A 20,726-nucleotide genomic window follows, 5' to 3' on the forward strand; every position below is an offset into this window, starting at 1 on the left:
ACGCCCATCGACTGCGCCAGCTTGGCGAAATCGATGTTCGGATTCTCGATCGTCGTTCCGATTGCCGCGGTGTCCATGCGGCGGTTGTGCAGCCCGGCCATTTTCTGCAGGTGCATGACTTCCTGGTGGTAGGCGCGGTTATTGTGCATCACCATGAGGATCGGGATCTTGTGGTGCGCCGCGGTCCACAGCACGCCGGGCGCGTACATCAGATCGCCGTCGGGCTGGATCGATACCGTGATGATGCCCTTATCGCGGTTGGCGAGCGCCGCGCCGACCGCGCCCGGAGCGGCGTAACCGACGCCGGAACCACCCGAGCCGCCGAGAAAATTGTAATATTCCGTCGCCGGCCACAAATTCCGGTTCCACTGGATGCTCGAAGTGGCGAGGCACCATTTCTCGTCTTTGATCGTATTCCACAGATGGGCGGAGAGCCGCGCCGTGCTGACCGGCGACGCGTCCCAGCCGTGACTCGCCGCAGTGCGCGCGCGCTCCTTCATGCGGCGATAATCCGTGCGCAGCTTGGCCGCGCGCTCCGCGATGGCGGCGCGCCGTGACGCGCCGATCGCGCTCTTCACCGCCTCGGTCAGAGCCGGCAGCGTCGCCTGCGCGTCGCCGAAGATCGCCAGATCGACCGGCATGAAACGCTGCATGTCCTGGTAGTTCGATTTCGTCAACGTTTCGCCGAGCGAAATGTGGATCGCCTTGACGTCGGGCTTGGCCAGGCGGCGGTATTCGTGATGCGGATCGGTGACTGTGTTGAATTGTCCCCATGGATCGGCGACTTCCAACAACAGCACGACGTCCGCCTCGGCGACGAGCGCGCGCCGGTCTTCGTTGCGGCAGAGATAGTGGGTCGTCGGAACGTTAAAGCGGCCGTATAGATCGGCGACCGGGGCGTTCAGCGCCTCTGCCAATTCAACGACGCGCTTCATTCCTTCCTGCGAGCGCGCCGCCCGGTCGGCGATGATCACGGGACGCTCCGCCGCGACCAGCATCTTCGCGGCCTCGACCACGGCGCCGCCGTCGCCCTGCGGCGGGATCGAAAGCGTGAGCTTCGGGATGCGCAGCTTCTTCTCGTCGTGGATCGGCTCTTCCGCCAGATCGCCGTCGGCGGTGACGACGATCGGCTCCATCGGCGGCGTCGTGCAAAGCTTGTAGCCGCGCATGACCGACTCGGCGAAAGCTTGCAGCGATGCCGGCTGATCGTCCCACTTGGTGAAATCGCGCAGCAGCAACGCCGGATCCTGCACGCAGTGGTACCACTCCGTGCCCGGCCTGCGCGTGGCCGCATCGACGAAGTTGCCGGCGAATATCATGATGGGAACGCGGTCGCACCAGGCGTTGTAAACCGCCATCGCCGCGTGCTGCAGCCCGACCGTGCCGTGCGCGAGCACGCCCATCGGCTTGCCCGCCGCTTTGGCGTAGCCGTGCGCCATCGCGACCGAAGATTCCTCGTGCATGCAGGTCAGGAACTCCGGTTTTTTATTGCCGCCGTAGTTGACGATGGACTCATGGAGGCTCCGGAAGCTCGAGCCCGGATTCGAAGTGATGTACTCGATGCCGGTCGCTTTGATGACGTCGACCATGAAATCCGAACCGGGGCGCGCGATGATTTTTTCGCTCGCCCGCGCGGGCTCTTTAGCTTCCCCGCCGGCGGTTGCCGCCTCGGCCGACCGGGTGTTTTGCACGAGCCGCGCGCCAATGGTGGCTGCCGCCGCGGTTGCCGCGGCGCCTTTGAGAAATGAACGACGGTCGATGGTTTGTTTGCCCATAGTTCGTCTCCTTTTGCCGGGAGCGTAACCGATGCGCTCGCGCCGTGTCAACATAAACTATCCGAGAGACGTGAACCCGGCATGGTCCGCACATCGACATGCGGGGTCTTCCATGATAAATTCAATCGCCATCGGAGGTTTGCCGTGCGTAAGATCCCCATCGCATTGTTCTCGGTTATCGCCGTGGGTTTCGGAGCTTTGCTGGCGCTGAATTTTCGGCCGAATGCCCCGGTCGGTCCGGCTGAGCCGCCCCGGACGAAAGCCGTTTCGGCTTCGATCGCCGTCCAGACGGTGCCTGGGATGCCGCCGGTGATAAACCCATCGAATCTCTACAGCGAAACCGATGTGGGAAAATTCAGCCCGGCGGTCGCCGGCGCATTGACGCGCGTCTACGTTCCCAACCGCTCGTCGAATGACGTGCACGTGATCAACCCTGAGACGCTCAAAGTAATCGATCGCTTCCCCGTAGGCGTGCACCCGCAGCACATCGTGCCGTCGTGGGACTTGAAGATGCTATGGGTGAACAACAACGCCGAGGGGCGCCCCGACGGGAGCCTGACGCCGATCGATCCGAAGACGGGTAGGCCGGGAAAATCCGTTCCCGTCGACGATCCCTACAATATGTATTTCACTCCCAACGGCACCTGGGCGGTCATCGTAGCCGAGGCCTTTAAGCGCCTGGATTTCCGCGACCCGCAAACCATGGCGTTGGAGGTCTCGCTCGAAGTGCCCGAATGCGCCGGGATCAACCACGCTGACTTTTCCATCGACGGGCGTTTCGGGATTTTTACTTGCGAGTACGCCGGCAGCGTGGCGAAAATCGATTTCGTCGAGCGCAAGGTTGCCGGTTATCTCAAACTCTCGCGCGGCGGCATGCCGCAAGACGTTCGGGTTTCGCCGGACGGCGCGATTTTTTACGTTGCGGATATGAAAGCCGGCGGCGTGTTTCTGATCGACGGGAAGACATTCAGAGAACTCGGCTTCATCGAAACCGGCACCGGGACGCACGGCCTCTACCCAAGCCGCGACGGGACGAAACTCTACGTGGCCAATCGCGGCTCGGCGCGCGTCTACGGCCCGCCACGCGGCGATGGCAGTGTTTCCGTCCTGGATTTTGCGACGCGGAAAGTCGTCGCCACGTGGCCGATTCCCGGCGGCGGCAGCCCGGATATGGGGAACGTGAGCGCCGATGGAAAGAAGCTCTGGCTCTCGGGCCGTTATGACGACGTCGTCTACGTTATCGACACGATGACGGGCGAGGTGAAATCAATTTCGGTCGGGGACGAGCCGCACGGACTCACGGTCTGGCCGCAACCGGGACGGTATTCACTGGGACACACGGGAAACCTGAGGTAAGGATGAAGGATGAGGGATGAAGGCTGAAGCAAGAGGTCGTTGCTGTTTCATCCTTCATAATTCATCCTTCATCCTTGCTTTTCAGCGCGGGCATCACATGCCGCGTAAAGAGATCCACTGACCGCAGCGATTCCTCCAAAGATAAATCTCCGAAAGCGAATTGGCCGACCAGATAGTTCGCGCCGGATTCCGCAAGCTGGGATTGCAGGAAAGCGCGCACGGTCTCCGGACCGCCGGCAATGCCTTGCCCCGCCAATGGGAGTTCATCGAAAGTCGGCGGCCGCTGGTGTATCGGCGCGCCGCCGCGAAGCTTGAACAAATGGTTGAAGCTCCGGTGCCACATCGAATAGGCGCGCCGCGCGATCGTAAGCGCTTCGTCGTCAGCGCCGGCCACGACGATGAAGCGGCCGATCCCGATCATCGGCTTTGCGCCGGTTTTTCCATGCGTCTCGCCCCGGACTTGACGGTAGCGATCGACAAAGCTGCGCGTCTTGGCGGCGGAGTCCAGGCTCACGATATTGAGGCCGCGGCGCGCCGCCCGCTCGGCGCTCTCGACGGAGTGGACGCCGTACCAGACGGGCGGATGCGGTTTTTGCAGCGGTTCGAGCTCCATCGGGACATGGTCGAAGGAAAAAAACTCGCCGTGGAAATCGAGCGTCCTTTGCGCCAGGCCCGCGAGGACCACGTCCAATGCCTCCGTGTAGATCCGCTGCGCGTCGGCGGGATTCACTCCGTAGAATGAAACCTCGATGGGAGAGGAGCCGCGGCCGAAGCCGATCTCGAGCCGGCCGCCGCTCATTTGATCGAGCATGCAGATCTCTTCGATCAAGCGCAGCGGATGATGCAGCGGCAGCGCATAGACCAGCGGCCCGAAGCGCAGCCGCCGCGTGCGCTCGGCGACGGCGGCGAGGAACACGCTTGGCGCCGGCGCCATGCCAAGGGGAGTCGAGTGATGCTCCGCAAGGTGGTAGGCGTAAAAACCCGCGCAGTCATAAGCCTCGACGAGATTGAGGCGTGCCGCGTAAAAATCTTTCAGCGGCGCGGCCCCGCGATCCAGATGATCGAATACGCCGAATTCCATAGCTGATTCCGAATCCGCTGGCGATGCTACATTAACCCGCGCCATCGATACAAGCCAGCGACGCGGAATGGTTTACCTGTCTCAAGGAAATTCCTCCCTCGAATCCTGAATTTTCCCTACTCATCGGGTCGCTGCGTGGTTGTATGCTTTGAGTGGGGGCGGCACACGCGGCGGCGACGCGGTCTGAAAATCATAGACATGGAGGTCGATGTTATGAACGAACAGATAGCTACAGGCCAGTGGAAGCAAATGCGCGGTGCGCTGAAATCGTGGTGGGGCCGCTTCACCGACGACGACTTCGACTGGGTCGGAGGAGAGAAGGACAAGCTGATCGGCTTGATCCAAGAGAAGTACGGACAGACCCGCGATCAGGCCGAGCAGGAAGTCGAAAAGCGCCTGAGAGAGTACGACGCGAGCGGCACAGTCGCCGGCGTGACGGCTAGGGCGCAGGAACTCGGCGCCCAGGCCACGGCCAAGGTGAGGGAAGCCGTCGACTCGGCGAGATCTTATATACGCGACAAAGACTACGGGGATATAGCCAAAGAGGCCACGGACCTGGTTCGCAGCTATCCCGTTCAATCGCTCTTGATCGGCATCGGCATCGGTTTTCTGCTGGCGCGAAGCGCGAAAAGATAATTCCATGAGCGTCAGGACGGAACCGGCGGCGCAGCCGGGTTTGTCGTCGTTGATCGCCGGCATTCTTAAAGACGCCAAAGAGCTGGCGGTGCAGGGAGCGGCGCTGGCAAAGCTCGAGGTGAAAGACGAGCTGCTCAAAGCCAAAAGCGCCGCCATCGCGGCCGGCATCGGCGTAGGCGTGGCGGCGGTCGGCGGGGTCTTGATGATACTCATGGTCGTCCATCTGCTGGACGCGTTCACGACGATTCCCCTGTGGGGCGCGTACGGAATTGTCGGAGGCGTGTTGCTCCTTCTGGGCGCGATGATGTTCATCGTCGGAAAAGGCAAGGTGGACTGATCCGACGTGGGCGCGCGCAGAGAGCGCTTGAGATCATAAAGGAGGAGGCGATGGCGAGAGCGACGGAAATCCAAGAGGAAATAAAAGAGACGCACCGACATATCGAGGACACCGGCTCGGCGATGGTGGAAAAGCTGGAGCTGCTGGAACAGCGTGTGCGCGAGAGCGTCGAAGGGGTGAAGCGCAATTTCGACCTGCAATATCAGGCGCACCGGCACCCGCTGGCGCTATTCGGCGGCTCGCTGGTGGTTGGGTACCTGCTTGGCACGTGGTTCGGAGACCATTCCAAACACGGCGAGCCGTCCTATCATCCACGAATGCATCGGGACAACGGCGTGCGGGATCATTTGAAGAATGAGATCGCTACGACGGTCAAAGGCATGGCCGCGGGCGCTTTGACGGGCACGCTTTGGGAGATGGTCAAACAGGTGTTGTTTAGGCGAGGATCGCGAAGCCAAAACAGCCAGAGCAGTAATGATCCTCGGGACCTTGGAGGGGGGCGGGGTTCGCGCCGCGAAGGACACGGCTAACAGGTCGGAGAAGAAAGTGGGATTATGAAGATCTTGAAAGAAGAAAAGGGCAAAATCGGTTGGATATTGTTGTGGGCGTTGGGCGTTCCTATCCCCGTACTGATTATTCTATTCCTTCTCCGCGGCTGCACGTAGAATATTATTGGATCTCCTTCAGAACGTCACGCTGCCCTGCGGCGCCGCCACGTCGAATCCGTTCACGAGCAATCCAACCAGGCTGTAGTGGCCGGTGAGCGCGACCGTCTCGATCAGTTGTTGGCGCCCCAGCTCGGCCAGCGCGCGGGCGAATAATTCATCCGACATCCGGCGCTCGCGGAGCAGCGCCCGCACGGTTTCCACGAGCAGCCGCTCCCGCGGCGTCAGTCCGTCCAAAGAACCGTTCGCGCGGACGATCTCGATCGCCTGCGGTCGCGTGCCTACCTCGCGTCCCCTAACCTCGTGCCGCATCCACGGGTAGCGCGCGCCCGTCTCGCGGGCGGTAGCGAGGATTACTAACTCACGGTCCTGCGCCGGCAGCGCCGCGTTGAACCGAAAGTAGTCCTCCAGCGCCGCCACGCGGTCGGCGAGGGCCGGCAGGTGCATCAACACCCCGAACGGCCCGCCCGCTCCGGCGCGCACGCCGGCGCGAACGGCTGCGATGCGATCCCAAATTTGCTGATGCTCCGGCGACAGTTCGTCGCGTGTAACGGCTGGCAATCGGCCCATGGCTCCTCCCTATACATATAAGACAGATCACTCTCCGACGAACTTTTTGATGCCTGCGATCACCTCGGGCGACTGAACGGTGGCTTCTTTCGCCAGACTCTCGAGCTCCTCTCCGGCGAGCAGCTCCGGCTCGAGCCCCTTCTTTTTGGCTTCAGCGACGAAAGCTGCATCAGTAAACGCGTGCGCGTACGCTGCGCGCAGCGCCTTGACTTGCTCTGCGGGAATTCCGGGCGAACCGATCGTCGGGTAACTGCCGAATTCGCCCGAGCCCAACATGACCGTAGCCAGACGCCGGCTGACGTCGGCGGTTTGATACTGATCCATCAGCTCACTCAGCAGCGGCGTGTCGGGCAGCCGCGCGTCCCGTTTTTTTCCGGTTTGGACCAAGACGCGAACCAGTCCCTTGCTGCGCCAGATAGGGAAAGGCTCGCGCGCGAAAAAAACCTGCACGGTGAAGGCGCGACATTGTACTTCCCCTCGCTCGACCGCCAGCTCGATGTCGGCGCCTCCTTGATAGCCGGTCACGAGGTTGAATTTCGCGCCGATGGTCTGTTCGAGCAATTTCGGCATGTAGTATCCCGTATTGCCGGTGCCGGTGGCGCCGCACTTGGGCGGCACGGCGGCGTTGCGGACGTCGTGGATGGTCTTGTAAGGAGTGTTGGCCCACATGTAGAGCATCGCGTTCGTTCGCGTCGAGCTGCCGACCCACGAGAACTTGGACCAGTCGAACTGGACCTCTTTGTGCGCCAGGAGCTGTTCGAAATAGAGCGCGGCGTTGACGACTCCGAGGGTCAGGCCGTCAGGCTTCGCGACGCCGTAAACGTAATTCGCCGCCACCATCGAGCCCGCGCCGGCCATGTTTTGCACGATGACGGCGGGATTTCCCGGAAGATACTTGCCCAGTTGGGGAGCGATCAGTCGCGCCCACTGATCGTGCGCGCTGCCCGCAGGATATCCGACGACGATTCTTATCGTCTTTCCCTGGAAGAAAGGCGCCTGCGCCCCGAGTTCGGAGCTCCATAGCAAAAAAACCAGCAACCCGAAGGTTAAACTTTTCATGGTCCGTCCGTGTAATTGTCTACAGCCGCTACTTGCGGCTCTGCCGGAATTTCTCCCATGCGGCGATGCCGGCCTTGACGGCCTCCACGTCGCCGTCGCCGCCGTGTCCGGCGCTCCCGACCCCGCCGACGATGCGGCCGTTCACAATCAGCGGAAAGCCGCCGCGGATCAGCAGGATCTCTCCTTGAAGCATGCTGAGCGCGCTTAGAAAGCGCTGCGGATTCACCTTGTACTGATCCGAGGATTCGGCCGTGGTTTGCTGCAGCGCCACCGCGCCGACCGCTTTACCGACGGCGAAGCGCGCGAAGAAGCTCGACGTGCCGTCGATGCGGTCCATCGAAACGAGGTTGCCGTTGTCGTCGACCACGGCGATCGCGGCGTGCGCTTTGTCGGCGCGCACGCGCGCGACGGCTGCTTCGATGATGATCCGCGCCTCTTCCAAAGACAGCGAGCTGGCGGCGTCGATGCGCGGGCGCGGCGCGCGAGCCGGCGCGCTTTCGTCCGCCGGTTTTTCCTGCGCGAACGCCACCGTGCCGGCGAGCGTTGCCGTCGCCAGGATCGTCGTCAGTCGCGGCCACATGGAAATATTGTTTTTATTCATCTTGCTCCCTCCGAGGAACATGTAGGCCAAACTAAATCTCAATTGGGTTCGAACGCGTCCACGATCGCCGTAGTGCCCGGCGCGCGTCCGCCCTGGACGATGCTGCCGCCGGGCAAGTAGATGCGGTTGCCGACGACGGCGGCGCCGATCGCGTGACGCGCGAGCGGCATCGGCGCGAGCTCGGTCCAGGCGTTGCGCGCGGGATCGTAAAACTCCACTTGATTGAAGGTTCCCAGCGCCGTGTTGTCGGGGTTGCCCTCGCCGCCGAATACATAGAGCCGGTTGTTGACGACTGCGGCGGTCCCACCCGAGCGTCCCGTCGGCATCGGCGCGCGCTCGGTCCACGCGCGCGTCGCCGGATTGAATTCCTCGATGTTTTGCAACGTGTAGTTGGGCCGGTCGCGCCCGCCGACGGCGTAGACGCGCCCGCCGATCGCGCCGGCGACCAGATGATCGCGCCGGTAGCGTAGCGGCGGCAACACCTCCCATGCGTTGGTCTTTGGGTCGTAAACCGCGACGTCAGCTACAGGCTCATAAGCTATTGATTCGCCTGAAGACTTAAAGCGCTCCCCGCCCATCGCATAGATCCGGCCGTCAAGTGCGGCGACGGCGAGCGCGCCGCGCGGCGTCGGCAGCGGCGCGCGCTTTTCCCAGCGCTCGGCGGCGGGATCATATTGCCAAACCGACGTGATGGGGCTGCGTTTGGCGAAGGTGCCGGTAAAGCCGCCGACGACGTAGATCTTGCCGTCCGCCGCCGCAACGCCGTGGTGATGCATCGCCTCGGGAATTGGCGCCGTCTGCTTCCATTTGTTCGCCGCCGTGTCGTAAACCTGCACCAACGTGCTCGGCGCCTGATCCGCGCCGTAGCCGCCGATAACGTAGATCATATTGCCCAGCGCCGTGATGCCGGCTTCCTGGCGCGGCTCGGGCATCGCGCCGGCGAGACTCCAGGCGCCGCCCTTGGGAAGAGCGCCCGGAGCCGCTCCCAACTGGCAGAATCCCAGCGCCGCGACCATCATCAACGTGCTCTTTAGGCTGCGCTTCATGGGCTGTCTCCTTTCGCCGGTCAAGAACGGAGCTGGATGAGAACGATTGTGACAAGGAGACTAGTCAATCGGTCAGGGAGATGTCAACTAGAAGCAAACGATGAAAGATAGAAGCGGAAATTTTCCGCTTTCATCGTTTCCGCTTTCAGTTTTCTACTATTACGCGCCGAGCGCTTTGCGCAACTGGACGAAGGCCTGGAGCTGGCCCTGGTTCACGACGACCTGGTTGTCCTCGGCCTGATACAGGCTGCGCTGGGTTTCGAGCAAGGTCAGATAATCGATCGCGCCGGCGTCGAAGCGCGCCTTGGCGATGTCGTAGGCGTTCTGGGACTCGGCGACCGATTGGCGCGAGAGCGCCGCTTGCTCGGTGTTGCTCTTGAGCGCGGCGAGCGCGTCCTCCACTTCCTGAAACGCAACCAGCACGATTTTCTGATACTGCGCGGCGAGCTCTTTCTGCCGCGCCGTCACGTTTTGCAGGTTGCCGGTGAGCTTGCCGCCGGTAAAGATCGGCGCGAGTATATTCGCCGCGAGCGAAGTCGCCGCGCCCGCCGGGCCACCGAATCCCGGCGCGATACTCGAGCCCACGCCCAACGTCAGCGAGGGAAAGAAAGCGGCTCGCGCCGAGCCGATGTCGGCGTTGGCGGCTCTCAGGCCGGCCTCTGCGCTCTCGATGTCGGGCCGCGCGGTCAAAAGAGCGGCCGGCAGCGTGAGATTCACCGCCGGCATTTTAACCGTCGCCAGGTCAACTTGAGGCGCGGTGAAGTTTTGCGGCGCGAGTCCGAGCACAATCGCCAGCGCGTTAAGCGTCGTGGCGCGCTGCTCCGTGAGCGTCGTCAAGGTCGCGCGAAAGCCGTTGACCGCCACTCGCTGTTGCGACACTTCGAGTCCCGACACGGTGCCCGCGCGGTAGCGCGCTTCGATGATCCGGAGCACTTCCTCGGCGTTCTTGAGATTGTTTTCCGCAATGCGAATGCGGTCGTTGAAGCCGAGGATTTGCGTGTAGAAGGTGGTGACGTCGGAAGTGACCACGAGCCAGAGCGCGTCGCGATCGAACACGCTTGCGTCGGCGCGAAAGTTTACCGCCTTCGCTGCGTTGCGGTTCTTGCCCCATAGATCGATCTCCCAACTGAGGTCGCCCCCGCCTTGCACGGCCGAGGTGTTGAGCGGCTCCTTATAAGTTCGCGTTGCGTTGCCGCTCGCGTTGACCGACGGATAGAGCGGCGCCGCCGCGACCTTCGCCAGCGCGCGCGCCTGCTCGATGCGATGCAAGGCGGCTTCGAGATCGAGATTTTGCGCCAGCGCGAGGTCGATCAAACGGTTGAGATCTTCACTGCCCAACGCCTTCCAGAACGGCAGAGCGTCCGGCTCGGACTCAGTCCCGACGCCGGCGACGTTGCTCCAGCCTGCGGGCACGGCCATTTGCGGACGCTGAAATTGAGGCGCGAAACTGCAAGCCGAGAACGCTAATAAGAGAGCGATTGACGTCGGATACAAATATTTACGCATCATCACTTCACTCAGAAGCCAAAGCAACCACCGGGTCCAATCGCGCCGCTTGGCGCGCCGGCAGATAACCGAAGATCAGCCCGGTGGCGGAGGCGCACGCGAACGCCAGCACGGCGGGCGCGACCGAGAAGATCACGGCCATCCCGCTATAGCGCAGCACGAGTCCGGCGATGACGCCGATGAGTATGCCGAGCACTCCGCCGGCGGCGCACACGACCGCCGCTTCGATGTTGAATTGCAAAAGAATGTCGCGCATGCGCGCGCCGGTGGCCATGCGGATGCCGATCTCGCGCGTGCGCTCGACGACGCTCACGAGCATGATGTTCATCACGCCGATGCCGCCGACCAGCAGAGAGATCGCCGCGACGGTGCCCAAGAGCAAGGTGAAAGTGTCCTGCGTCTCCATCGCCGCTTGCAGGATCGACGCCATGTTGCGCACGCTGAAGTCCTCCGTCCTGTGCCGCGCCTTGAGCAACGTCTCGACCCGTTCCTGCGTCGCGTCGATATCGGACGCGTCCGCAACCTTGATCGTGATGCTGCTCAGATAGTTCTTGCCGAAGAGCCGGATCATGGCGGTGTTGATCGGCGCGAAGATCACGTCGTCCTGATCGCTGCCGTTGGGCGACGCGCCTTTTTCCGTCATCACGCCGATCACCAGAAACGGCACGTTCTTGAGCAGCACGTAATTGCCGACCGGGCTGCCGCCGCCGGGAAAAAGCGTCTTCGCCACCGTGCGCCCCAGCACGACCACGGGCGCGTACTGTTTCATGTCGTCCGCGTTGAAGAATTGTCCTTCGGCGACTTTCCAGTCGCGCGCGGACGGGAAATCCTCGCCGGTGCCTTGCACCATGGTTTGATAGTCGATGTTGCCAAAACGCACGGTCATCCGGCCGCTGCGCTCGGGCAAGGCGGTTTCGACGTTGGGCAGTTCCTTGATCGCCGCCGCGTCGTCGGGCACCAGAGTGACGATGTCGCCGGCGTTGCGGATGCCGGCCGCGCCGGGGCGTATCAGCATCAGGTTGGTGCCGAACGAGCTGATCCGGTCCAAAACTTTCTGCCGGCTGCCTTCGCCGACCGCCAGCATGGCGATGACCGCAGCGACGCCGATGATGATGCCGAGCAGGGTGAGCACCGTACGGAAAAGATTGACGCGCAGCGAGCGCCACGCGGTCACCAGGGCTTCCTGCAAGCTGGCGGTCAAGCGCGCGCCGTCGGCGTAATCTCTGGGGTCGGAGTCGCTCGATTGCGCGCCGGCCGGCGGTGCCAGGCCGCTGTCTTCGATGATGCGGCCGTCTTGAATCTGCACGATGCGGCTCGCATGTTTTGCGACGTTTTCCGCATGGGTGATAAGAATGATGGTCCGGCCTTCGGCGTGGAGTTTCGTGAGCAGCGCCAGAACTTCCTCGCCGCTCTTGCTGTCGAGCGCGCCGGTCGGCTCGTCGGCGAGGATCACCGACGGGTCGTTGACCAGCGCCCGCGCGATCGCGACGCGCTGCTGCTGGCCGCCGGACAGCTCGGCGGGACGGTGGTCCGTGCGGTCGCCAAGCCCGAGACGTTGCAAAAGATTTCTGGCGTGCGCCGCGCGCTTGTGCTTCGATAGCCCGGCATAGACCGAAGGAATCTCCACGTTCTCGCCGGCGGTCGCAGTGGCGAGGAGGTTATAGCGTTGGAAGACAAAGCCGAAGGTTTCGCGCCTCAGCGCGGCCAGCTCGTCGGGCGAGAGATGCGCCGCCTCTTTGCCCAACACGCGGTAGCTGCCGGAAGTGGGACGGTCGAGGCAGCCGATGATGTTCATCAAGGTCGATTTGCCCGAGCCGGACTGTCCCATGATCGCGACGAATTCTCCACGAGCCACGTTCAATGTCACGCCGTCGAGCGCGCGCACAGTCGCGTCGCCGTTGTGATAATGTTTTTGAACGTCGGCGAGCTCGAGAACGGTCGTGCTCATAGCTGCGGCCCCCGATTGTAGCGCGGCGCGTTGGGCCGTCCGGCGTTATTTTGCGCCGTCGCGGAGCTTTCCGGCCGGCTGACGAGGATGCGCTCTCCCGGATTTAGACCGTCCGTAACCTGCGCCTGCGCCCGCGTCTGCAGGCCGACGTGAATGACGCGATCTTCCGGGTCGGAGCCGGCCGCGACCGACACGCGATACGCTTTGCCCTTCTCGTTGTCTTGATCAGGCGCGCGCCGCGTCAGCGCCTCGACCGGAATGATCGTCGCGTTTTCGGCTCGGCCGAAGATGAAAAATACCTGCGTCGTCATGCCGGTCATGAGCTGGCGGCGCTCGTTTTTCACGTCGATCAAAACGTCGTAGAGCACCACGTCGTTGACGATTTCGGGCGCGGGTTGAATTTGCCGCACCTTGCCTTGCCAGCGGCGCTCGCTGCCGAGCGTCGTGAAGTAGGCCGGCATGCCTTCTTTCAGCCGTGTCACGTCCGCTTCCGCCACTTGAGCGCGCACGGTCATCACGTCCAGATTGGCGACCTGCATGACGACGGGCGCGGTCTGGTTGGCGTTGAGCGTCTGCCCCTCCCGCGCGGGCATCGTCGTCACGGTCCCGGTCATCGGCGCGTAAATCTTGGTGAAGCCTAGATTCGTCCGGATGCCTTTCAAGTTCGATTCCGTCTCCTGGATCTGGGCCACGATCGAATCCACCTGGGCTTTTTCCACCGCTGCCTGCGATTCGCTTTCTTGCAATGCCTGTTGGCTGATGGCGTTGGCGGCGATCAAGGTCTGGTTGCGCTTGAGATTCTCCTCCGCCAATTTCAGCTCCGCTTTCTGCTGGTCGAGCTGCGCCTTCAAACTGCCGATGTGCGCTTCGTTGGCCTCCACCTGGGCCTGGTAGACGCGCGGATCGATCTCGGCCAGCAATTGGCCTTTAGTGACTGCGTCGCCGATCTCGACATGGATTTTCTTGAGCTGGCCGGATACCTGCGTGCCAACGTCGACATATTGTTTGGCTTCAAGCTTGCCCTGCGCGGTGACGACTTCCTCGATGGTCCCGCGTGTGACGGCGATCGGGCGCAATCTCTCGTTCTTCGGATCTTGCGCCGAGCGGGCATACCAGTACCATCCGCCGGCGAGCATGACGGCGATCGTTAGGAAGCCGATCATCGCCTTTTTTCGGTTTAGTTCGAGTGGGGGTTTCCATCTCATAGTTGTGCGCTCCTGTTGTTGTCTGTTGATACGAGCCAAGCGACGATAGTCTTCGCCGGGAAAAGGAAAAAAAGCGCCGCTTCCGCGGCGCTGCAACTTACGAAAATTCCGGAGGATCCGGAAGGAAGCTGGCTTATTGGCGGGATGGCGGACGTTCGAAGGCCCGGGCGAGCGCTTGCCGCTGCTCCGCGGGGAGTTCTTTGGCGATTGCTTTCATGCTCTCCGCCATACGCATGAACAGTTGGACGCGAAGCTGAGCGACTTTGCTCACCTGGCGGTCAAAGGCGGATTCATCGAACGGCTCAGCGGCAAAAACGCGCAGGGTTTCCTGGCGCGCCTCCTGGAGTTGATCGCGCAGCGGTTGAACCTCCTTGCGCATCTGCTCCATCTTGCTCTCGAAGCGCGGCCGCTCGGACTCCGGCAACTGCTTGGCCGCCGCGGCAATTCTTTCTTGGGGTAGAGGACGCCGGTCGAAGCGGTTCGGCAGCTCGCCCAGGAGCACGCCGACCAACAGCACGTTCAATACAATTGAAATAAGAAAAACCAGTTTAAGAGTTTTGTTCATAACACATCCTCGTCAGCGTATAAGAAATTTTGCGCGCTGTCCGCATCGTCCGGCGTCGTATCCACCGGCGCATTGAAGCCGAGAACGAGGCCTAAGATCAGCGTTCCGGCCAACACGTACGCGGGCTTCGGCAGGTGAAACTCCGCGAATAGCCGCTTCACCCACTGCGCCGGCGGGAGCGTCTGATTTTGGGGAATATCCTGCGCCTTCAAAATAATCCGCTGCGCCAGGTCCGGACCGGCCGGCTCCATTCTGCGCGAGCGCAGCATGGCATCCAGCTTTTGCAGTTTTTCGTCGCGATCGCTCATAACGTCCTCACAGGTATGGCTTCATGCGGTCTTTCAAGGTCGCCTTGGCGCGCATGATCAACGACTGCAGCGCCTTCAGATTCACTTCCATAACCTCCGCCGCTTCCTGATTGCTCAAACCCTCGCCGAAGCATAAGTTCAGCGCTGTGCGCTGCCGCTCGGGCAGCGCGGCGATTTCCCGCTCCAGCAGGCGCTGCGCCTCGGCGCGCATCACCGCTTCGTCCGGCGTTGCGCGCTCGTCGATCAAAGGCAGCTCCTCCGGCAGCGGCAGCGGCCGTTTTTTCTTCCGCCAATCGAGGGACAGATTCGCCACGACGCGGTAAAACCAGGTGGTGAACTTGCTGTTGCGCTCCGGCCGCCACGCCCCCGGATCTTCCCACAATTTCAAAAAGGCATCCTGCACGATATCCTCCGCCGCTTCCCTGCTTTGAACGTAGCGGTAGGCCAGCCGGTAGAAACGCTCGGTGTGGCGCCCGACGAGCGTCGCGAACGCGTGTCGACTGCCGGCCTGAATGAGCGCGAGCAGTTCACGATCGTCCTTTTCAGGCCAGTCCGTAGCCATGCCGCTGTTCGTTCATAGCGTTGCTGTCGGTTCAATACGGTGATCAATACAACGAACTGCGCGGCCCCGACAGACCGCCGCGGGCGGTCGAATCTTGTCCTTCCCGGCGGTCTTGTGCACGACTCCTGATCGTTGATACGAGTGAAAACGAAAAAGTATCCGCCCAAGCTTGACAGAATTCTCCCCCCGGCAGTAATTCTCGGCGAACAGGCGGCAAAGCGCACGGCGAGAGCGAAACATCATGACGGCGTAAAAACGTTTGCCCACGGGACGCACAATCTCGTGCGGTTCATCGAAATATTGCTGCCGGTCATTGTCGGAGGCCTGGAGCTGCGCGAGCTGTCCTTGCGGTCGCGATGGACGTCTTTGCCTTTTTCCATCCCGTCTATGGTTACGCCGAAGCGAGCATTTTTTTCTTTGTGATATTCGTCGAGTCGTGGATCTGGATCATGCGCGCCAGGACCAGGCTGGCGCTCAGGGTGCTCGACGAGCTTACCGACCGCTACGGAGAAAAGATCGCTCAAAGCGGCGTGTGACGGCAATTTGAAGTATCCAGAGCCCGACGCTCGCTATGTTGTCCCCCGCGGAAATTCCGCTGTCGGCTCTCAACCCGCGCATGTTCGCCTCCGTTATATATTAAGGTAACATAACCGGAATCCGCCGCCTGGGCGGCGCTCTCGTCACTCGTGCGCGCGAAAAGGAGTTCGGTGATGATGGTCCTTCGCCGGCTTTATCTTGCTTGTTCACAAAGCGAAAATGCGCCGGCCTACTGGAAACCATGGGCTCCCCGATGGGCGATCCGCGTCGGCGACCCAAAGACGGAACGGGAACTTTTAAAGTCCCGCTCTCCGCTTTTCTTCGTCGATCGGCATCAAGGCGCCGCTTCTGATCGCGCACGGCCAAAACGACGTGCGCGTCGTCGCCGGCGAAAGCGAGCAGATGGTCGAGGCGATGAGGAAAGCGAACAAGGCGGTGGAGTACGTGGTGTACGGCGACGAGGGCCACAGAATGGTGCGCGCGGAAAACAAGCTCCACTTCTATGCCAAGGCGGAGGAATTTCTCGCGGGACACCTCGGCGGCAGATACGAGCCCGAAGGAGCGCTCAGCGGCCACGCGGGAGCGAGAAAATAGCGGGCCGGTGTCAGACGGCGACGCCCTCGACGATCGATATGTGCGTTTCGGTGCCGATAACCCCGTTAAGCTTGAAGCCGGCCGCTTCGTAAAGGCGCTGAAATTCATCCTGCGTGCGCTCGCGCCCGCCCTGGGTCATCACGAGCATCTCGAGGTCGAGAAGTCTCGCGAACCGAGACTCGCCGCTGCTCCCGAGCACGACTTCCGCGAGCAGGATTTTTCCGCCGCGGCGCATCGCGCCGTGGCATTTGCGCAGGATACGGAGCGAGCGCTCGTCGTCCCAGTCGTGGATGATGTGCTTCAGGATGTACCCGTCGCCGCCCGGCGGCACGGCAGCGAAAAAATCTCCGCCCACGACCTCGCATCGCTTTTTGACCCCCTGTTCCGCCAGAAGCTTTTGTGCCCCTTCCAGAACATGCGGCATCTCGAACAGGATGCCGCGCATTTCAGGATTCGCCTTGAGAATCGACGCCAATAACAGGCCGTGGCCGCCGGCGACGTCGACGAGTTTGCCGATACCGCGAAAATCATAGGCGGCGACGATGGCGGCGGTCTCGATCACGCTGAGCGAGGTCATCGCTTCATTGAACGTCGCCGCGAGATTGGGCTCAGACGCGAGGTGATCGAAAAATGTCTTGCCATAGAGCATGTCGAAAGCAGGGCCGCCGGTCTTGACGCTGGCGGCCAAATGGTCCCAGGGGCGCCAGTCGGCCTCGTGTCCGAAGAACCGGGCGAGGCCGCGGATCGATCCCGGAGCGTCGCTACGAAGATAAGCTCCCAGCTCGGTCAGCGCGAAGCGGCGCGGCTCGGTCTCCGTCAAAAGGTTGATGCCGGCCAGAGCGCGCAATAAACGATAAACGCCGTCTGCCGTCGCGCCGGTCTTCGCGGCGATCTCAGTGCTCGATCGCGCGCCGTCCTTCAACAAATCCGCGATCCCCAGCTCGGCCGCGACCGCGACGGCTTGCGCGGCCCATTTTCCCGCGACGATGTCGAGGAGCGTGGATGGTGAGTTTGCATGTTCCGCCATGGCGCTTTCCCTTTCACAATCGTTGTCGTTTCAAAGTATCACGCGATCGCTCGCGCTCCAAGCGCGCGGCGGCGGCCGTTGACTTCCTTTCGGTCCGAATCTAACCTGGTGTCCATGACGAGAATGAGGAGCTTCGGCCGGTTGTCCGTCGTTTTACTTCTTTTCGGCGCCGCCTCATGCCAGGTTGCCGGTCAGGTGCAGTCGGGAAGACAGGCGCTTCTCCTCAGGAACGACCCCGAGGAGGCGCTCAGCCATCTCCAACGGGCGGCCGAGAGCGATCCCAACTACGCGATGCAAGTCGGGCCGTTTCGCGAGGGGGTATGGACGTACATCGGCCGCGCCCATTATCAGGCGGAACGGTTGCCGGAGGCGCGCAAGGCGCTCGAGCAGGCGCTGGCGCACGACGGAAGCGACCACCTGGCCAGGATCTATCTCGGACTGACTCTCGCGAGGAGCGGCGACCGTGCGACGGGGCTCAAGGAAATCCAACGTGGCATGAAAGGACTCTACGACTGGCTCGAGTACGTCGGATACCACTCCTACTACGGACGTTATTGGGATCCGAACCGCGAGGTTCGAGGGCAAATCGAGAAATACCTCGCGACGATTTCCGGCAAGGAATTCGACTGGCAGAAGCTCATCGCGAGCGCCGAGTGGCTGGGGAAAAGAATGGAGGACGAGGTGGATTACGCCCGGCAGGACGAGCAGTTGTATCTGCGCGAGCGCCCCTTTCTCGGCAGGGGACTGTCCCTGGGTTTGGGGTTTTAAGGGAAGCGCAGTCAAAATATTCTCGCCGTTCCTTCGAGTTCCGGCAATCGCTTCACCGACTTTACTCTTTTCCTTCCCCACGTTTCACAGTATCCTGGTTCCGGGAAAATGTCCGTCGCCGTCAAAATCATTCCCGGCAAGCTGCCGCCGTTCTGGGATCGGAGCGTTCTATTCTTTTGCAACATCCATTCGATTTTTTACGAGAACAAGGAAGAGGCCGGCGAGCTCATGCGGCAGCTAACCGGCGCGCAGTCGTATGGCGGGCGGGTGATGTCCATCCTGAACCTGCTTTTCCGCCGCGGGCCGAACCGAATCCTGCTCGAAGCGCCCCCGGAGACGAGTCTGTTGGATTATCTCTCGATCGACCTCCGCCTTTCTCTTCCCGGTTTCGAGGTCTTGGATCACCGCGGCTACCGGGAGCTGGCTGCGAAAGGCGAATCGGGGGCCCGTCCTGCCATCGAGAAGTTGAGGAGCCAGCCGGCGTCGTGGGTGGACGGCTTTGTCACGGATGCTGTTCTCGCCCAGATCGCAGGCAAATTACAAAAACGGACGATCAGCACGCTTACGGGTAGCAAGAACGGAAACAACAAGTATCTCCTCTATCGGCATCAGGTCGAGAAACAATTACCGACGTTCGACACGCTGATGGCCGCCAATCCGGGCGAGCTTTCTTCGTGTCTCAAGGGCCTGCGCGAGCTGGGATACGCCAAGGGGGTCGTCAAAGCCCAGATCGGCGCCTCGGGATACGGCATGGTCAAACTGGCAACCCAAGAGCTCCGGCCGGATAGCGTGCCGGACTATTTATTTTTCGAAGGCCCGTGCATGGTGCAAGGCTGGCTCGATCAGGAAACGCCGGGAGTCGATCGCATCGGCTCGCCGAGCGTGCAGATGTTTTTAAACGACGACACGGTTTACTTGTACGACTGGACCGAGCAGGTGCTCAGCGACGAGAGCATTCACGAGGGCAATAGGTCGCCGCCTCCCTATATCCCGGACCATCCGGAGCTGGAGGACGAGCTTTTTCGCCAGGCGGGAATTGTCGGCGAGTGGCTCCACGCGCAAGGATATCGCGGCACCGCGAGCGCCGATTTTCTCGTGATCGGAAGAGAAGGAAAAACGAAAACGATCGTCTGCGAGATCAACGCGCGGATCACGGGCGCGACCTATCCGGCCGTCCTGGCGCGCCATTTCATGCCCGAGGGCTGCTGGAGCATGAGAAACATCCAGTTCCGCGGCTCGCTCGAGGGCAGCCAGCTCCTCTCGCTCATGGACCGGGCCTCCGTGCTCTACCGTCCCGGCATGGAAAAGGGCATCGTTCCGTTCAACTTCAACACCGACGCTGAAGGAAAGGTGAACAAGGGACAGTTTCTCTGCCTCGGGCAAAATCAGGAAGAGTGCGCCGAGCTTCTGGTCCAGGGCTGGGCCGAGCTGCCGGTGGAGTGGGGCTATGACCGAGACTAGCGTCAAGAGCGAAATTTTAAGACAGCGGCTGGTCGAGCTGACGCGCGATCTGATTCTCATTCCCAGCACCCACGACCGTCCGGAGGAGATCGAGCGCTGCCTGGAGTTCGTCATCAATCACGTGGAGCTGCAGGAAGCCGTCGTCGTCCAGCGCTATCGGGAAGAGGGGAGCCCCTCGGTGGTGATCCTGCCGCGCAACGTTTCGACGCCCGAGGTGATGCTTTTCGCTCACATCGACGTGGTCTCACGCCCAGAGGGAACTGAGTATCGCTCTACGGTCGGCGACGGCAGGATCTACGGACCGGGAGGCGGCGACATGAAAGGGGAGCTGGCGATCCTGCTGGAAATCTTTCGCGATTCCCACGAGCGCCGGCCGGGAATTTCCCTGGGAATCGCCGTCACGTCGGACGAAGAAACCGGCGGGGCGCACGGCACGCGGTTTCTCATCGAAAAGGCGGGCGTCCGCTGCGGCGTCGCCATCGTACCCGACTCTGGCACGATCAATGAGATCGCCGTCGAGGAAAAAGGGATTCTTCATTTGAAGCTCCGAGCGCACGGCGCTTCGGGCCACGCCTCGCGTCCATGGCTCGTCGACAATCCCATGGAGCGGATGATCGTCGCTCTCAATCGGGTCAAAAATTATTTCGAGACGCTCAGAGACGGCGACGAGCATTGGCATCCGACATTTGCTCTTACCATGCTGCACACCGAGAATCGGGTTGCGAACCGGATACCGTCGTTCGCGGAAGCGGTCTGCGACATCCGCTTTCCGCCGCCGTATACCTGCGGGCAGATGATAGCCGCGGTAAAAAAATTCACTGACGTGGGAATGGAATTCGAAGTGCTCGTCTCCGCCGAGCCGACGAAAGTCTCGCCCGACCCGCTTTTTCTCGCCGCCACCGAGGAGATCACCGGCAAGCCGGCCAAGCTCATCCGCGAGCACGGCGGCAGCGACGCGCGCTTTATCTGCCGCTACGGGATTCCGGTCATCATGTCGCGGCCGTTCGTCGGCAACCTCCACGCCGAGAACGAGTGGATCGACATCGCGTCGATGGAGACGCTGTATCGGATCTACGAGCGGTATCTGGACAAGAAGCTACGACCCGGAGACTGACGCGG

Annotated in this window: 22 protein-coding genes; 9 read left to right on the forward strand and 13 right to left on the reverse strand. The window is 61.8% G+C overall.

Features of this window, described 5'->3' with window-relative positions:
- The coding region (locus VGL70_04400) for a thiamine pyrophosphate-binding protein (GenBank protein HEY3302762.1) at nt 1-1,775 on the reverse strand (1,775 nt) is incomplete at its 3' end.
- A 276-nt stretch (nt 1,776-2,051) separates the two neighbouring features.
- Between VGL70_04400 and VGL70_04405 the strand changes: the two genes are divergently transcribed.
- The gene (locus tag VGL70_04405) at nt 2,052-3,131 is read left to right on the forward strand and encodes a hypothetical protein (GenBank protein HEY3302763.1); all 1,080 of its coding nucleotides are present in this window, start codon (nt 2,052-2,054) and stop codon (nt 3,129-3,131) included.
- Nucleotides 3,132-3,192: 61 nt separating this feature from the next.
- Here the strand turns inward: VGL70_04405 and VGL70_04410 are convergent, their stop codons facing one another.
- On the reverse strand, nt 3,193-4,212 hold the full coding sequence (locus tag VGL70_04410; GenBank protein ID HEY3302764.1) for an LLM class flavin-dependent oxidoreductase: 1,020 nt from the start codon (nt 4,210-4,212) through the stop codon (nt 3,193-3,195).
- 213 nt (nt 4,213-4,425) lie between these two features.
- On the opposite strand from VGL70_04410, the gene VGL70_04415 reads away from it, so the two are divergent.
- From VGL70_04415 to VGL70_04425, 3 genes are read left to right on the forward strand one after another with little or no spacing between them, the layout of a single operon-like run.
- Nucleotides 4,426-4,848 (forward strand): CsbD family protein, encoded by a 423-nt coding sequence (locus VGL70_04415; protein HEY3302765.1) that lies wholly within the window; start codon nt 4,426-4,428, stop codon nt 4,846-4,848.
- Nucleotides 4,849-4,852: 4 nt separating this feature from the next.
- Nucleotides 4,853-5,185 (forward strand): phage holin family protein, encoded by a 333-nt coding sequence (locus VGL70_04420; GenBank protein ID HEY3302766.1) that lies wholly within the window; start codon nt 4,853-4,855, stop codon nt 5,183-5,185.
- Nucleotides 5,186-5,235: 50 nt separating this feature from the next.
- Nucleotides 5,236-5,715 (forward strand): hypothetical protein, encoded by a 480-nt coding sequence (locus VGL70_04425; protein HEY3302767.1) that lies wholly within the window; start codon nt 5,236-5,238, stop codon nt 5,713-5,715.
- A gap of 153 nt (nt 5,716-5,868) precedes the next feature.
- Here the strand turns inward: VGL70_04425 and VGL70_04430 are convergent, their stop codons facing one another.
- The 10 genes from VGL70_04430 to VGL70_04475 form a co-directional block, all read right to left on the reverse strand.
- Entirely contained in the window at nt 5,869-6,420 is a 552-nt protein-coding gene (locus VGL70_04430; protein ID HEY3302768.1) for a carboxymuconolactone decarboxylase family protein, read from the reverse strand.
- 27 nt (nt 6,421-6,447) lie between these two features.
- The gene (locus VGL70_04435; protein HEY3302769.1) at nt 6,448-7,479 is read right to left on the reverse strand and encodes a tripartite tricarboxylate transporter substrate-binding protein; all 1,032 of its coding nucleotides are present in this window, start codon (nt 7,477-7,479) and stop codon (nt 6,448-6,450) included.
- 28 nt (nt 7,480-7,507) lie between these two features.
- On the reverse strand, nt 7,508-8,080 hold the full coding sequence (locus tag VGL70_04440) for a heme-binding protein (protein ID HEY3302770.1): 573 nt from the start codon (nt 8,078-8,080) through the stop codon (nt 7,508-7,510).
- Nucleotides 8,081-8,118: 38 nt separating this feature from the next.
- Complete coding sequence (locus VGL70_04445) at nt 8,119-9,126, reverse strand: kelch repeat-containing protein (GenBank protein HEY3302771.1); 1,008 nt, start codon at nt 9,124-9,126, stop codon at nt 8,119-8,121.
- Between the two features lie 159 nt (nt 9,127-9,285).
- On the reverse strand, nt 9,286-10,635 hold the full coding sequence (locus VGL70_04450) for an efflux transporter outer membrane subunit (protein ID HEY3302772.1): 1,350 nt from the start codon (nt 10,633-10,635) through the stop codon (nt 9,286-9,288).
- 4 nt (nt 10,636-10,639) lie between these two features.
- The gene (locus VGL70_04455; GenBank protein ID HEY3302773.1) at nt 10,640-12,580 is read right to left on the reverse strand and encodes a MacB family efflux pump subunit; all 1,941 of its coding nucleotides are present in this window, start codon (nt 12,578-12,580) and stop codon (nt 10,640-10,642) included.
- On the reverse strand, nt 12,577-13,785 hold the full coding sequence (locus VGL70_04460; GenBank protein HEY3302774.1) for an efflux RND transporter periplasmic adaptor subunit: 1,209 nt from the start codon (nt 13,783-13,785) through the stop codon (nt 12,577-12,579). Before VGL70_04460 ends, VGL70_04455 begins: the two co-directional genes overlap by 4 nt.
- A gap of 133 nt (nt 13,786-13,918) precedes the next feature.
- Nucleotides 13,919-14,350 (reverse strand): periplasmic heavy metal sensor, encoded by a 432-nt coding sequence (locus VGL70_04465; protein HEY3302775.1) that lies wholly within the window; start codon nt 14,348-14,350, stop codon nt 13,919-13,921.
- Complete coding sequence (locus VGL70_04470; protein ID HEY3302776.1) at nt 14,347-14,658, reverse strand: hypothetical protein; 312 nt, start codon at nt 14,656-14,658, stop codon at nt 14,347-14,349. Before VGL70_04470 ends, VGL70_04465 begins: the two co-directional genes overlap by 4 nt.
- A 7-nt stretch (nt 14,659-14,665) precedes the next feature.
- A complete protein-coding gene (locus VGL70_04475) occupies nt 14,666-15,220 on the reverse strand; it encodes a sigma-70 family RNA polymerase sigma factor (protein ID HEY3302777.1) in 555 nt (184 codons plus the stop codon).
- A 356-nt stretch (nt 15,221-15,576) separates the two neighbouring features.
- Between VGL70_04475 and VGL70_04480 the strand changes: the two genes are divergently transcribed.
- Nucleotides 15,577-15,756 (forward strand): hypothetical protein, encoded by a 180-nt coding sequence (locus VGL70_04480; protein HEY3302778.1) that lies wholly within the window; start codon nt 15,577-15,579, stop codon nt 15,754-15,756.
- Nucleotides 15,757-16,129: 373 nt separating this feature from the next.
- Nucleotides 16,130-16,351 carry a prolyl oligopeptidase family serine peptidase gene (locus VGL70_04485; GenBank protein ID HEY3302779.1) on the forward strand — a complete coding sequence of 74 codons (222 nt, stop codon included), beginning with the start codon at nt 16,130-16,132 and terminating at the stop codon, nt 16,349-16,351.
- Between the two features lie 10 nt (nt 16,352-16,361).
- Here the strand turns inward: VGL70_04485 and VGL70_04490 are convergent, their stop codons facing one another.
- Entirely contained in the window at nt 16,362-17,378 is a 1,017-nt protein-coding gene (locus VGL70_04490; protein HEY3302780.1) for a methyltransferase, read from the reverse strand.
- Nucleotides 17,379-17,519: 141 nt separating this feature from the next.
- Between VGL70_04490 and VGL70_04495 the strand changes: the two genes are divergently transcribed.
- The 3 genes from VGL70_04495 to VGL70_04505 all read left to right on the forward strand — a co-directional run bounded on the left by VGL70_04495 (nt 17,520) and on the right by VGL70_04505 (nt 20,721).
- A complete protein-coding gene (locus tag VGL70_04495) occupies nt 17,520-18,146 on the forward strand; it encodes a tetratricopeptide repeat protein (protein ID HEY3302781.1) in 627 nt (208 codons plus the stop codon).
- 108 nt (nt 18,147-18,254) lie between these two features.
- Nucleotides 18,255-19,607 (forward strand): hypothetical protein, encoded by a 1,353-nt coding sequence (locus VGL70_04500; protein HEY3302782.1) that lies wholly within the window; start codon nt 18,255-18,257, stop codon nt 19,605-19,607.
- Nucleotides 19,594-20,721, forward strand: a complete 1,128-nt coding sequence (locus VGL70_04505) for a M20 family metallopeptidase (protein ID HEY3302783.1) — start codon at nt 19,594-19,596, stop codon at nt 20,719-20,721. Before VGL70_04500 ends, VGL70_04505 begins: the two co-directional genes overlap by 14 nt.
- Nucleotides 20,722-20,726 lie beyond the last annotated feature (5 nt).

It is taken from the genome of Candidatus Binatia bacterium, from assembly GCA_036504975.1.
Classification (GTDB): Bacteria; Desulfobacterota; Binatia; order UBA9968; family UBA9968; genus JAJPJQ01.